At 68.5% G+C, this 14411-nt stretch carries 8 protein-coding genes and 2 rRNA genes; 5 read left to right on the forward strand and 5 right to left on the reverse strand.

Annotated features, from left to right (window positions below):
• Positions 1 to 286: 286 nt before the first annotated feature.
• Positions 287 to 3416: ribosomal RNA gene (locus tag KGA66_RS03800) — 23S ribosomal RNA — on the forward strand.
• A gap of 119 nt (positions 3417 to 3535) precedes the next feature.
• Positions 3536 to 3653 (forward strand): 5S ribosomal RNA (rrf, locus tag KGA66_RS03805).
• Positions 3654 to 4028: 375 nt separating this feature from the next.
• Here rrf and KGA66_RS03810 read toward each other — a convergent pair.
• From KGA66_RS03810 to KGA66_RS03830, 5 genes are all read right to left on the reverse strand, one after another.
• Complete coding sequence (locus tag KGA66_RS03810) at positions 4029 to 5381, reverse strand: DUF58 domain-containing protein (RefSeq protein ID WP_211464648.1); 1353 nt, start codon at positions 5379 to 5381, stop codon at positions 4029 to 4031.
• Between the two features lie 68 nt (positions 5382 to 5449).
• Entirely contained in the window at positions 5450 to 6433 is a 984-nt protein-coding gene (locus KGA66_RS03815; RefSeq protein WP_211464650.1) for an AAA family ATPase, read from the reverse strand.
• Between the two features lie 65 nt (positions 6434 to 6498).
• Positions 6499 to 7725, reverse strand: coding sequence for a DUF4350 domain-containing protein (locus KGA66_RS03820; RefSeq protein ID WP_211464526.1), 1227 nt, complete (start codon positions 7723 to 7725; stop codon positions 6499 to 6501).
• Positions 7726 to 7769: 44 nt separating this feature from the next.
• Positions 7770 to 8483 (reverse strand): DUF4129 domain-containing protein, encoded by a 714-nt coding sequence (locus KGA66_RS03825; protein WP_211464528.1) that lies wholly within the window; start codon positions 8481 to 8483, stop codon positions 7770 to 7772.
• A 2-nt stretch (positions 8484 to 8485) separates the two neighbouring features.
• A complete protein-coding gene (locus KGA66_RS03830; RefSeq protein ID WP_211464530.1) occupies positions 8486 to 9586 on the reverse strand; it encodes a hypothetical protein in 1101 nt (366 codons plus the stop codon).
• A gap of 184 nt (positions 9587 to 9770) precedes the next feature.
• On the opposite strand from KGA66_RS03830, the gene mtrA reads away from it, so the two are divergent.
• The 3 genes from mtrA to KGA66_RS03845 all read left to right on the forward strand — a co-directional run bounded on the left by mtrA (position 9771) and on the right by KGA66_RS03845 (position 14383).
• Positions 9771 to 10448 (forward strand): MtrAB system response regulator MtrA, encoded by a 678-nt coding sequence (gene mtrA, locus KGA66_RS03835; protein ID WP_211464652.1) that lies wholly within the window; start codon positions 9771 to 9773, stop codon positions 10446 to 10448.
• Between the two features lie 190 nt (positions 10449 to 10638).
• Positions 10639 to 12528, forward strand: coding sequence for an MtrAB system histidine kinase MtrB (mtrB, locus tag KGA66_RS03840; protein ID WP_211464532.1), 1890 nt, complete (start codon positions 10639 to 10641; stop codon positions 12526 to 12528).
• Positions 12521 to 14383: an LpqB family beta-propeller domain-containing protein gene (locus tag KGA66_RS03845; protein WP_211464533.1), complete on the forward strand. Its 1863-nt coding sequence runs from the start codon at positions 12521 to 12523 to the stop codon at positions 14381 to 14383. Before mtrB ends, KGA66_RS03845 begins: the two co-directional genes overlap by 8 nt.
• The last annotated feature ends 28 nt before the right edge of the window (positions 14384 to 14411 follow it).

The raw sequence follows: 14411 nt of genomic DNA on the forward strand, positions 1-14411 counted from the left end.
GCTTCATTTCTCCTGCTGTTGTGGGGGGTGGGGTGGGTTTGTTGTCTCGGTGACGGTGGGTGTCCTGCTTGTCATACCGGATGTGCCGGGTGTCTTGGTCTCGTTGTGGGGCTGGGTTCTGGTGTGTGTGGGTGGTGGGTGTGGGGCGTTCGGGTCCGTGGGGTGTTTGTGAACTGGATAGTGGATGCGAGCATCTAGATCTCGATGATCGCGTGCCCTGTGGGGTGCGTGGTCTGGTCTTTATTTTTTTGGGTCTGGTTTCTGTTGTGTTTTTTGACGCCGAGCGTGGTAAGTGATTTAGGGCGCACGGTGGATGCCTTGGTACCAGGAGCCGATGAAGGACGTGGGAGGCCGCGATAGGCCCCGGGGAGCTGTCAACCGAGCTGTGATCCGGGGGTGTCCGAATGGGGGAACCCGGCGCCCGTGATGGGGCGTCACCTACTCCTGAATGTATAGGGAGTGTGGAGGGAACCCGGGGAAGTGAAACATCTCAGTACCCGGTGGAAGAGAAAACAAGAGTGATTCCGTGAGTAGTGGCGAGCGAAAGCGGATTTAGCCTAAACCTTGTGCGTGTGATACCCGGCGGGGGTTGCGCATGGGGGGTTGTGGGACCCTTCTGCATGGTCCGCCGATCGTGTGGGGAGTGAGAAACCGTGGGTGTGGTGGAACGGCATGCGAGTGGCCGGCCGGAGTGGGTGAGAGCCCCGTACACGTCATGTCTGCGGCTCCCGAGGGTGTTCCCGAGTAGCGCGGGGCCCGTGAAATCCCGTGTGAATCTGCCAGGACCGCCTGGTAAGGCTGAATACTTCCTGGTGACCGATAGTGCACGAGTACCGTGAGGGAAGGGTGAAAAGTACCCCGGGAGGGGAGTGAAAGAGTTCCTGAAACCGTGTGCCTGCAAGCCGTCGGAGCGTCGTGCCGCCTGTTGGGGTGGTGCCGTGACGGCGTGCCTTTTGAAGAATGAGCCTGCGAGTCAGTGGCGTGTGGCGAGGTTAACCCGTGTGGGGTAGCCGTAGCGAAAGCGAGTCCGATAAGGGCGGTTGAGTCGCGCGTTCTGGACCCGAAGCGGGGTGATCTAGCCATGGGCAGGGTGAAGCGCCGGTAAGACGGTGTGGAGGCCCGAACCCACCGGGGTTGAAAACCCGGGGGATGACCTGTGGTTAGGGGTGAAAGGCCAATCAAACTCCGTGATAGCTGGTTCTCCCCGAAATGCATTTAGGTGCAGCGTTGCGTGTGCGTGCCGGAGGTAGGGCTCTGGATGGCTGATGGGCCCGACAAGGTTACTGACGTCAGCCAAACTTCGAATGCCGGTACGTTGAGCGTGGCAGTGAGACTGCGGGGGATAAGCTCCGTGGTCGAGAGGGAAACAGCCCAGAGCATCGGCTAAGGCCCCTAAGCGCGCGCTAAGTGGGAAAGGATGTGGGACCGCGGTGACAACCAGGAGGTTGGCTTAGAAGCAGCCATCCTTGAAAGAGTGCGTAATAGCTCACTGGTCAAGTGGTTTCGCGCCGATAATGTAGCGGGGCTCAAGTGCGCCGCCGAAGCCGTGTCTACGCCCGTGATGCCTTCGCCTCGTGCAAGCGGGGTGCAGGGCGGGTGTGGGGTAGGGGAGCGTGCCTCGTCCGGTGAAGCGTCCCTGTGAGGGAGGCGTGGAGGGCGGGGCAGTGAGAATGCAGGCATGAGTAGCGATATCCGCAGTGGGAATCTGCGGCGCCGGTAGACCAAGGGTTCCTGGGCCAGGTTGTTCCGCCCAGGGTGAGTCGGGTCCTAAGGCGAGGCCGACAGGCGTAGTCGATGGGCAACGGGTTGATATTCCCGTACCCGACGTGGACCGCAAGGGCCGAGGCGGCTGAGACTAAGCCCGCTTCTCCCCTCGCAGGCTTTCGGGTCTGTGGGGTGTGGGGGGCCGGTGGCCTAAGGCCGTAGTAGGTGAGTGATGGGGTGACGCAGGAAGGTAGGCGGTCCCGGGCGGTGGTTGTCCCGGGCCAAGCACGTGGGCCGGTCGGCAGGCAAATCCGTCGATCATGTGGCTGAGGTGTGATGGGGAGCCCGTAGGGGCGAAGTCGCTGTGCCTAGGCTGTCGAGAAAAGCCTCTAGCGAGGGACGCGTCGGCCCGTACCCTAAACCGACACAGGTGGTCTGGTAGAGAATACCGAGGCGTTCGGGTGAACTGTGGTCAAGGAACTCGGCAAAATGCCCCCGTAACTTCGGGAGAAGGGGGGCCCCTTATCGTGGTGGACCTAGCGTCCGGAGCGGTGGGGGGTCGCAGAGGCCAGCGGGAAGCGACTGTTTACTAAAAACACAGGTCCGTGCGAAGCTGTAAGGCGATGTATACGGACTGACGCCTGCCCGGTGCTGGAACGTTAAGGGGACCTGTCAGCCTCACGGTGAAGCGGTGAACTTAAGCGCCAGTAAACGGCGGTGGTAACTATAACCATCCTAAGGTAGCGAAATTCCTTGTCGGGTAAGTTCCGACCTGCACGAATGGCGTAACGACTTCCCGGCTGTCTCGACCACAGGCCCGGTGAAATTGCACTACGAGTAAAGATGCTCGTTTCGCGCAGCAGGACGGAAAGACCCCAGGACCTTCACTATAGCTTGGTATTGGTGTTCGTGTCGGTTTGTGTAGGATAGGTGGGAGACTGTGAAGCGCGGCCGCCAGGTCGTGTGGAGTCGTTGTTGAAATACCACTCTGGTCGGCATGGGTGCCTGAACCCGGGTCCGTGATCCGGATCGGGGACAGTGCCTGGTGGGTAGTTTAACTGGGGCGGTTGCCTCCTAAAGGGTAACGGAGGCGCCCAAAGGTTCCCTCAGCCTGGTTGGCAATCAGGTGTCGAGTGCAAGTGCACAAGGGGGCTTGACTGTGAGACTGACGGGTCGAGCAGGAGCGAAAGCTGGGACTAGTGATCCGGCCATGGCGTGTGGAAGCGTGGTCGCTCAACGGATAAAAGGTACCCTGGGGATAACAGGCTGATCTTCCCCAAGAGTCCATATCGACGGGATGGTTTGGCACCTCGATGTCGGCTCGTCGCATCCTGGGGCTGGAGTAGGTCCCAAGGGTTGGGCTGTTCGCCCATTAAAGCGGTACGCGAGCTGGGTTTAGAACGTCGTGAGACAGTTCGGTCCCTATCCGCTGCGCGCGTTGGAGACTTGAGAAGGGCTGTCCCTAGTACGAGAGGACCGGGATGGACGGACCTCTGGTGTGCCAGTTGTCCCGCCAGGGGCACGGCTGGTTGGCTACGTTCGGGATGGATAACCGCTGAAAGCATCTAAGCGGGAAGCCGGCTTCGAGATGAGGTCTCCCTCCAACTTCGATTGGTTAAGGCCCCCTGTAGACCACGGGGTTGATAGGCCCGGCATGTACGCCCTGTGAGGGGTTGAGTGGACGGGTACTAATAGGCCGAGGGCTTACCACACCCCCCAGGGGGGTGCTCGGTGGCCAGTGCACGACAGACGCATCCACTATCCGGTTCACAGACCCCCAACCACACCCCCCGCACGCGGGGGGTGACCGGAACGGGAGGTCTGAGCATGTTGCGGCGGTCATAGCGGCGGGGAAACGCCCGGATCCCTTTCCGAACCCGGAAGCTAAGCCCGCCAGCGCCGAGGGTACTGCCGGGGCGACCCGGCGGGAGAGCAGGACACCGCCGCACAACCAGTACAGTCCGGCCCTGCCCGGGACCACACAGGTCCCCGGGCAGGGCCGCACCGCGTTCACGACCACCACCACCGCTACCACCACCGCTACCGCCCCACCGCCCACACCACTACGGCCGCTACCGCCCAGCGAAACACAGCGGCACAGCCGACCACACATGCCAGCCCGGCTCGGCGCAGGCCGCTCACAGCCCGCGACGCCGAAGCCGGGATTATCCACAGAGCGCAGGAAATCGGTGTTGTCCGCGAACTGATCGACAGCACCGACCGGTGGCAGGGCACGGACCACCGGATCCACGATGCGCCGCGCCAAGGTGTCCGTGAATCGGTCGGCGTGCGGCCGGTCGACGGATTTCCCGAGCCGGCCCGGACTACAACCGGCCGGCGGCCTTCAAGGCGAGATACCGATCCGCCAGCGCGGGAGCGAGCCGTTCGGGCACCGCGTCCACCACCTCGACGCCATGCCTGCCCAACAGCGCGGCGACCTGACGGCGCGTCGAGAGCGTGAGCTCGGCCGAAGCCGCCGCGAACACCGCGTCCGCGTCGCCGCGCGCCGAAGCCAGTTGCGCGACCCGCGGATCAGCCACCGAACCCACCAGCACCCTGTGTCGCCCCGTCAGCCGCCGCACCTGCGGCAGCAGCCCCTCGCCGATCGTGGCCGCGTCTATGCTGGTCAGCAACACCACCAGCGACGGCCTGCGAATCCGTTTGGTCAGGTGCGCGACCAGGGCCTCGGCATTGAGCTCGATCAGCGACGGTTCGAGCACCGCCATCGCGTCGCTGAACAGCGCCAACGTGCGGCCGGGCAGCGCGCCCGTGACCGACGCGCGCAGCCGCTGGTCATAGGCGAGCAGGTCCACCCGGTCGCCGGCCCGCGTCGCCAGCGCCGTCAGCAGCAGCGCGGCGTCGATCGCCGAGTCCAGGCGCGGCACATCGCCCACCCGGCCCGCCGAAGCCCGACTGGTGTCCAACACGATCACCACGTGCCGGTCCCGCTCCGGCCGCCAGGTGCGCACCACCACGTCGTTGCGGCGCGCGGTCGCCCGCCAGTCGATCGACCGCACATCATCGCCGACCACGTATTCACGCAGCGAATCGAACTCGCTGCCCTGCCCGCGTACCAGCACCGGAGTACGTCCGTCCGTCTCGTGCAACCGAGCCAGCCGCGACGGCAGATGCTTGCGACTCTCGAACGGCGGCAACACGCGCAGCCGCCACGGCACCACCCGCGAAATCTGCCGGCCCGCCAAACCGAGCGGTCCCAGCGACCGGACGGTGACCCGGTCCGGCGCCCGATCCCCGCGGCGCGTCGGCGTCAGCACCGATTCGACCCGCAGCGTGCCGTGCGCCGCGATGGACAGTTCGTGACGCGGCTCCCTGGCCGGAGACGCGACGTGCCGCGGCGCCGCCGTGCGCACGAGATTCCCCGCGCTCGGCGTCCAGGAGTCACGCAGAGTTCCCCGCAGCTGCCGATCGCCCGCGTTGACCACGTCGAGGCCGACCGTCGCGCTCTCCCCGAGCCGCACCGTGCTGTCGCCGCCGCGGACGAACGCCAGGTCCCGCACCGAGCCCGCACGCAGCGCGTCCACCGCGATCCCGCAGCCGAGCGCCCCCTCGAAAGCCGCGATCCCCAGCCAGCCGGGTAGGTGGAACACGCCGGACACCACGCCCACCAGCGCCGACCCGGCCGCGGCGAGTGCCCCGGCGCGGCCCGTGAGCACCAGGCTGCCGCGGCCGGCGTCGCCGACGTTATTACGGAGCGCGGAGGCTCGCATCGCTCGCCGCCCGCCGGCTAACGCGGAACGGCGACGGTGGCGAGCACACCATCGATGACCGCGTCCGTCGACACGCCCTCAAGCTCACTCTCCGGCCGCAGCCGTACCCGATGCCGCAGCACAGGGCGAGCAAGAGCCTTGACGTCATCAGGGCTCACATAGTCACGCCCGGACAGCCACGCCCAGGCGCGTGACGCGGCGAGCAGTGCGGTACCGCCGCGAGGCGACACGCCGACAGACAACGCGGGCGCGCTACGTGTAGCGCGCACGATATCCGCGATGTACCCGAGGACCTCCGGGGTCACGGTGACCTTGCGCACCGCGTCGCGCGCCGACTCGAGCTCGTCCCGTCCCGCGACGGGCCGGACCCCGGCGTCCGAGAGCCGCCGCGGATCGAATCCGTCCGCGTGCCGGCGCAGCACCGAGATCTCCTCGTCGCGGCTGGGCAACGGCAGGTTCAACTTCAGCAGGAACCGGTCCAGTTGCGCCTCGGGCAAGGGATACGTGCCCTCGAACTCCAGCGGGTTCTGCGTCGCGGCGACCACGAACGGGAACGGCAGACGGCGCGGGCTGCCGTCCACCGTCACCTGCCGCTCCTCCATGCTCTCCAGCAGCGCGGCCTGCGTCTTCGGCGGCGTGCGGTTGATCTCGTCGGCCAGCAGCAGGTTCGTGAACACCGGCCCTTCGCGGAAGGAGAACTCCGCGGTGCGCGCGTCGTACACCAGCGAACCGGTCACGTCGCCGGGCATCAGATCCGGCGTGAACTGCACCCGCTTGGTGTCCAGCGACAGCGCCGCGGCCAGGGACCGCACCAGCAGCGTCTTGGCGACACCCGGCACCCCCTCCAACAGCACGTGCCCCTCGCACAGCAGCGCGATCACCAGGCCGGTGACCGCCGCGTCCTGGCCCACGACGGCCTTCGCCACCTCGGCCCGCACCGCGCGCAGCGACTGCCGTGCCGCGTCGGCCGGGGAGAGCGCGGACGCTTGAGGGACCGGCATGGTGTTGTCCGTGGCGCCGTCGGCGCCGTCGGCTGCGCCGGAAAGGAAAGCGGTGTCGGACTCGGTCACGATGACCGGACCTCCTGTTCCAGTTGGTCGAGGTGGTCCGCGAGCAGGACCAGGTCGGCTTCGGACTGCGGGGCGTCGCCGGCGAGCAGCCGGGCGACCTCGTTCTCGGTGACGTCGAGCCGGGCGGCCACCGGCGCGACCAGCAGGGACGGATCGGCGTGCGCGCGCGCCGCGGGCACACCGAAATAACCCGCCAGCCGGCCCGCCGTCGCAGCGCGCAGTAGTTCCGCGGCGCGCCCGTGCGCGTTCGCGCGGCGATAAAGCCGCGCATGGCCTTCCACCGTCTCGGAGGCGCGCACCGCGACCGGCAACTGCTCGGTGACGACCGCGCCGAGCCGCCGCCCCCGCCAATAGGCCACCAGCAGCACCGATATCAGCAGTTGGAGCAGCACCCACCAGATCCAGCTCGGCATCAGATCGGTGACTGTAGGCCGCTGCGCACCAGTGCTGCCGCTTCCGCCGCCGCCCGCCGGAATCGTCGTGGTGCTGCCCGGCGCGGGAGTGTTCTGATCCTGGTCGCCGGTGCACAGCGCGCCGCCGCAGTTGCTCAGCGAGGGATCCTCCTCGAAGCTCGGGGCGTACCAGACCAGCTTGGGATGCGCGCCGAAGATCCGCAGCGCCAGTGCCGCGTCGCCGGCCGAGGCCAGTTCGTCGTTCTCGAAGAACGTGGCCGAGCCGAGAGCCACCACATCGTTCGCGCGGTTGCTGGAGTAGGCGAGCGTCGGGAAGCCGTTCACGAAATAGCAGCCTTCGACGGAACCCCCGGCCGCGTTCAGCGTGAACATCGCCGGCGAACCGGTCATCCGGATGCTTCCGGCCGCCACCGCGTCGGGTTGTTCACAGGCCGGGCGCGCGGAGCGGTCGGCACTGTCGGCGTATCCGTTGAAGTGGACACCGGGAACGAACGCGCTGAACACGGCCGGCTCGTTGTCGAGGATGACCACACGCCCGAACCCGGCTTCGGTCAACCGCGAGAGGACCTGGTCGTCCGGGTGCTCATACGCGTCGATGACCAGCGTGCTGCGGGAGCCCGCGTAACTCGCCGCTTCGAGGGGATCCGATACGGGGTAGTACTCGACGCCCTGCTCGCCGAGCAGGTTCAGCAACGCGGTGTCGGAGGTCGGTTCGAGCAGCGGTGAGCTGTCGGCCGATCCGTCTGTGTGAAGGCCCGCTGATACTTGCGCGTGCGCCGGCGCGGTGGCCGCGACCGCAGTGAAGAGCATCGCTGCCGCGGCAGTCGATGACAGGGCACGCCTCACCGCGCTTCTCACTGCATGCCGCCGGGCATGGTAGGCGCGATCGCGATCGGCAGTCGCAGCGTGTCCGGTTGCTGTGTGCGCACCAGTTCGTCAACCTCGCTGATCACCGCGTAAGCCTCGGGTGTGGCGACGTACTCACCGTATTCGACCTCGTCGAAAGCGCGAGCCGCCGCGGCCAGCGCTTCGGCGTGTGCGGACAGGAACACGCCCGCATCCCGCGCCGCCTCGTCCGCGGTGCGGTCCGCGCGTTCCGGCAGCAGGCCGCGCTCGTCCAGGGTCGCGATCACCGCGCGGAACCGTTCCCGCACCGCCGCGGCCCAGTCGCTCCCGGCCGCGGCCAGTTCCGCGTCGTGGCGATGCAACGCGGCCCCGGTCAACACCGTGCGAGCCTCCCGGCCCGAGCCCGCGGACTTGGCGCCCGCCTTCGTCTGCTTGATCTTCTTCTCGGTTCGCGGCTTGCCGAGCCGGCGCAGCACCAGAAGCACCACGACGACGAGGAGAATGGCCGCCAGGATGATCAGGATGACCGTCAGCGCGTGGCCCGGTGACGGCGGACGCGCCGAAGGCGGGGAAGGCTGCGGCACCGCCGTGGACGGTGACGGGCTCGGCGGCGGACTCGGCGACTGCGGGGCGCGGTGATACTGCGGCTTCGACAGCTCCTGGACAGCCCACTGCCGCGCCTGGTCGCTGCCGACCGTCACGGGCGTGTCGGCGTGCGGCATGTTCAGCGCCCCTTCCCGGCCGTGAGTGCGCGCGCGACCCGCGCCCACGCGATGCGGATGTCGAGGCCCTCGCGGCGGAAGCGGCGGTCCACGTACAACATGACCGCCGCGGCCGCGCGGAACGGAGCCGTGAGTACCTGCACCAGCGTGAGCGCGAGTACGTAACCGGCCAGCCACCAGTACGCGGTGCCCGGCACCGGGTCGCCATTGAGCAGGTCGCGCACCCCGAACGCGGAACCGATGTAGTACTGGCAGCTGATCAGCGGCAGCATCGTGACCGTGGCGATCAGCAAGGTCAGCGACGTCGCCCACAGCACCCGCCAGCGGCCGGCCGTCACCAGCCGGTGGGACCGGCGCAGCCCGCTGAGCCGCCGAGCGTCCTCCAGCGCGGCGGCCGGCGCCGCGACGGCCCAGTCGGCGGTGAGCACGGCGCACATCGGCCCGCAGAGGATGGTGATCCAGGCCATCGCCGCGCCGTGACCGCCCTGCGGATCGTCGACGACAAGGAGTGTGGCCAGCGCGTACAGGGCGACGAACACGGCGCGGGGGAATGCGGTGACCGCAGCCAGCGCGACGAGGCGTCCGAGGCGCTGTCGGGTCTCGCCCGTTCCAGCGCCGGCCGACGACGCTCCGTCCACGTAGCGCTTCACCGGCTCCGCGAAGAGGCCCGCCAGGATCGTGACGGCGAAACCCGAGCAGACGATCGGTAGTGCGGCGTGCACGACGAAGACGCCGAAGGTCCCCGCGCCCCGCGTCCGGCCGTACTCGACGAACGTGCTGCCGAGCTCGTCCGTGCTGATCACCGGATGCACCCTGGTCGCGGCCGCCACCGCCGAGTCGAACAGCCACGTCAGCATGAAGTCCACCAGCGCGGCCCCCACCACCAGCAGCGAGGTCCAGCCCAGCAGCGTCACGGGAACGGTCCGCACGGCGCCGACCGCGCCGTCGACCAGCTCGAGGATGCTCAGCGGCCGCAGCGGCACCGGCCGCGCGATCCGCTCGTCGGCCGCCGCCGGGCCGCGCCCGTCAGCGGCACGCAGCACTCTGGTCGCTTCGGGCGCGGGTGCGCCGGGAGAAGCCCAGGCCGTCGGCAGCTCCGGCATCCCCCACCTCGTCTTAGCCCCACGTGACCGCCCCGCGACGGAGCAGGGCCACATCCTAATGCCTCGGCAGCCGAGGTTTCGGTGCTTCGGCGGCAGGAAGTCGGAAGAGCTGAGCTGTGCGTTTCCGGGACCCGATCCTGCGAATGTTGCTATTCGGCGACTAAATGATGCGAAGATGAGCGGCATGAAGGGACGTGTGCTCATCGTCGATGACGACACCGCGCTGGCCGAGATGCTCGGGATCGTGCTGCGCGGCGAGGGCTTCGAAACCGCGACGGTGTCCGACGGCGACCGCGCGTTCGGTGCTTTTCGCGAGTTCAAGCCGGATCTGGTGCTGCTCGACCTGATGCTGCCGGGACGCGACGGCATCGACGTGTGCCGGCAGATCCGGTCCGAGTCCGGCGTCCCGATCGTCATGCTCACCGCCAAGAGCGACACCGTGGACGTCGTGGTCGGTCTCGAATCCGGCGCCGACGACTACGTGATCAAGCCGTTCAAGCCGAAGGAACTGGTGGCGCGGGTACGTGCCAGGCTGCGCCGCGCGGACGAGCCGAAGCCGGAGACGCTCAACATAGGCGACCTTTCCATCGACGTCGCCGGCCACTCGGTCAAGCGCGGCGGTGATTCCATCGCGCTGACCCCGCTGGAGTTCGACCTGCTGGTCGCCCTCGCCCGCAAGCCCTGGCAGGTCTTCACCCGGGAGGTCCTGCTGGAGCAGGTGTGGGGTTACCGGCATGCCGCGGACACCCGCCTGGTCAATGTGCACGTGCAGCGGCTGCGTTCGAAGATTGAACACGACCCGGAGAAACCCGAGATCGTGATCACCGTGCGCGGCGTGGGCTACAAGGCCGGCCCGGCCTGAGCGGACCGGCCCGGGAACCCGAGGCGTCCGATTTGCGTCGTCTTGACGCAGGGGTGGCCCCGGCCCGGTCGGCCTGCCCACCGGGCAACGGCGCGTCGCGGCCCGCTGTGCGCGGGCGCGGTCCTTACCGGACCGTGCACACCCGGACCGTGTACACCTCGGCTGAACAGCGGAACCAACGGTTGGAGCCATGGGCGCAGGCATGGGAGCCAGAACGCGGCGCGCGCTTCGCGCGTTCGGCCGCACCCTGCGTGACCTGCCCGCCCGCTGGCGCCGATCGCTCCAGTTCCGCGTCGTGTCCGTCACCATGGTGCTTTCCCTCGGCGTCGCGGTCGGCCTCGGCTACTTCATAGCCCAGCGGGTCGCCGACGGCATCCTCAGCACCCGGATCGACGCCGCGAAGGAGCAGGCCAACGCCGGTTTCCAGAGCGCGGTGCAGGACTTCAAGAGCCTCGACCCGAGCATCGACACCGGTGTGCTCGCGATGACCGTCTCGCGTTCGCTGTGCCGCAGCAGCACCCTGTTCCAGGTGGTCGTCATCCTGGAGAAGGACCAGGCCGCGATCTCGCCGGTCGCGTGCAACTCACTGGCGCCGTACAGCGTTCCCGGGGATCTGGAGAGCAAGGTCCACGGCGCCGCCTCCGGCCAGGCGTACTACGAGTTCGCCACCGTCGACTACGACAAGCCGCAGGGCAAGGTGGACGCCGTCGTCTACGGACAGCGCGTCGCGGCGAGCAACAGCGGCGTCGATCTGACCGCGGACATCTACTACTTCTTCCCGCTCAGCCAGGACGAACAGAACCTCCAACTGGTCGAGCTCTCCCTGGTGATCGCCGGTCTGATCCTGGTGCTCGCCCTGGTCGGCATCGCGTGGTTCGTCTCGCGCCAGGTCGTCAGCCCCGTGCGGATGGCCGCCGGGATCGCCGAGCGGCTGGCCGCCGGGCGCCTGGAGGAGCGGATGCGGGTGCGCGGCGAGGACGATCTGGCCTCGCTCGCGAACTCCTTCAACAAGATGGCCGCGAACCTGCAGAACCAGATCCGCCGGCTGGAGGAGCTCTCCCGGGTCCAGCGCCGCTTCGTCTCCGACGTCTCCCACGAACTGCGCACCCCGTTGACCACGGTGCGGATGGCCGCCGACCTCATCCATGAGGCGCGCGACGATTTCGACCCGGTGGTCTCCCGCTCCGCCGAACTGCTGCAGAACCAACTGGACCGCTTCGAGGAACTGCTCGCGGACCTGCTGGAGATCAGCCGCTTCGACGCCGGGGCCGCGATCCTCGACGCCGAGCCGGTCGACCTGCGCGCGCTGGTCCAACGGGTCGTGGACAGTTGCGCGCCGCTGGCGGAACGCAAGGGCAGCCCCGTCGTCGTGGAGGCGCCCGGCGAGCCGTGCGTCGCCGAGGTCGACGCGCGCCGGATCGACCGGGTGATGCGCAACCTGATCGTCAACGCCATCGAGCACGGCGAGGGCCGCGAGGTGCTGGTCAAGGTCGCGGTCGCGGACGACGCGGTCGCCGTCGCGGTGCGCGACCACGGTGTCGGGCTGCGCCCCGGCGAGTCCTCGCTGGTGTTCAACCGGTTCTGGCGGGCCGATCCGGCGCGCGCGCGCACGACCGGAGGCACCGGCCTGGGCCTGGCGATCGCGTTGGAGGACGCCAGGCTGCACCACGGCTGGCTCCAGGCCTGGGGCGAACCGGGTGGCGGCTCCCAGTTCCGGCTGACCGTGCCCCGCAACACCCGGGTGGAACTGCTGCGCTCGCCGATCCCGCTCGAGCCGGAGGATTCCAGCCACCGCCTGCGCCGCCGCCACACCTCGGATGAGCAGGCGGCCCAACCGGCCGTGACCCGGCCTCGCACGATCCTGGATCCGGCCGCGTCGACGCGCCCGGGCGCGCTGCGCGGCAACGGCACGTCCGCTGGTTCGCCCGGTGGTCAGGACGCGGCCGCGATCGACCGGGCGACCGTGTCCAGTGCGCCGTCGATCACCGGCTTCGGCGACGGAGACCTGCGCGGTGACGTGCGCGGTGACGTGCATGGCGGCGAGGGTGGCGGCTCGGGCGGCGGGAGCGGGAATGACTAGCGGAAAGGCGGCGCGCGCCGCGGCAGCCGGGCTGCTGGCCGTGCTCGGCCTGCTCACGGCCGGCTGCGTGAACCTGCCCGCGGACTCCGGGGTCAACGCGGTCAGCAAACAGACCGAAGCCGGCAGCGGCTCGGACGTGCGGATCTGGCCGCAGGCGCCGCGGCGGGACCAGGACCAGGCGTCGATCGTGGAGGGCTTTCTCCAGACCGCGGCCAGCGATCCGAGCAACCTGGCCATCGCCCGCGCGTACCTCACCAGCGACGCCCGGAACTGGGATCCGTCCAAGGTCGTCGTCTTCGGCAGCGACGAGACCAGCCCCACGTCGCTGCCCAAGCAGCCCGACACCGTGCAGATAAGCGGAACGGTCGTGGCGACCGTCGGGGACGACGGCACCTACCAGCCGCTGGCCGACGCGCAGCACAAGACCTACTACTTCCACGTGAAGCGCGACGACGCCAAGGGCTACTACCAGATCGACCAGTTGCCGTCCGGCGACTTCGGCATCGCGATGACGCAGGAGACCTTCCGAGCCAACTACACCGAGTACAACCTCTACTATCTCAACGCGGACGCCCCGGACGCGAGCATGGTCCCGGTGCCGGTGTACGTGCGCTCCCAGCCGGACTCCTCGGTCGCCGAGAACCTGGCGGAGAAGCTGGTCAAGGGGCCCGCGCAGTGGCTCGACGCGGCGGCGGGCCCCGTCTCGCAGATCGACCTCGCCGGCCCGGGCAACGCGGTGAGCATCACCGCCGACGGAACGGCCGAGGTAGCGGTCAAGACGCCGAACGCGTGCACGGGGCACGCGCACGGCGTCTGCGAGAGGCTCGCGGCCGAATTCCTGGCCACGTTCAGCAATCTGGCCTCGGTCAACCGCGTGGCCATCGTCGACGCGCACGGCAGCGAACTGGGCGTCGCGGACTCGGTCGAGAACGTCATGCGGCAGTACCACCTCGGACCGGTGGGTTCGGTGCCCGGCACCTACTACTATCTCGGCGCCAAGGACCACCGGGTCTACTACGACGACGGCAAGAACACCCGGCCCGAACAGGTCGGCCCCGCGGACCGCCGCTACTCGCAGCTCGCCGTGACCGACTATGACGGCCGTCAGTCCGTCGCGGCGGTCGTCGATGACCACGGCGCCGACCTCTACCTCGGGGAACCGGGCAATCCGGCGACCCGCGCGCCGACGTGGACCGGTGCCATCAGCTCACTGAGCTGGGACGCCCTGGGGCATCTGTGGTTCATCGACCAGGCCGGCGGCACGCCCGTGCTGTATCGGCTCGACATCACCCAGGGCCTTGAGGCGCGGCCGCAGCGGGTCGACCTGATCGGCGCCGACGCCGGCCCCATCACGATCAAGCAGCTCGCGGTCGCACCGGACGGCCGGCGAGTCGCCGTGGTGTACTCCGAGACCGTCGCGGGTTCCGGCACGGTCTACTCCGTCGGGCTCGGGGTCTACGAGAACAGCGTCGCGGGCCAGCTGCTGGACCTCGCGGAGGCGGTCAACAACCCGATGGTCTACCAGTGGCACGCCGTATCCGACATCGACTGGCACAGTAGCCAGACGTTCCAGTCCCTGGCCGTGCTCGGTGGCTCGCAGGCCTCCTCGCCGTCGGTGATCTCCGAGCTCTACGCGGACGGATCGCCGGTGACCAGCGCCAACGACCTGACCGCGGTCACCGTCAACCCGCCGAACGGCACCAGCGGCATCGAGTGGACCGGCGGCACGCTGCTGGCGACCTATCGCACCGCCCAGGGTGACGATCAGATCAGCCAGTACGCGTTCACCAGCGGTTCGTGGAACCCGCAGGGCACGACGGCCGTGGACGGTCTTTCCCCCAGCTATACCGACTGATCGAATGTGCGCTGATCACACTTGCGTC

Origin of the sequence: Actinocrinis puniceicyclus (assembly GCF_018283645.1) — a bacterium.
In the GTDB taxonomy this organism is placed as follows: domain Bacteria; phylum Actinomycetota; class Actinomycetes; order Streptomycetales; family Catenulisporaceae; genus Actinocrinis; species Actinocrinis puniceicyclus.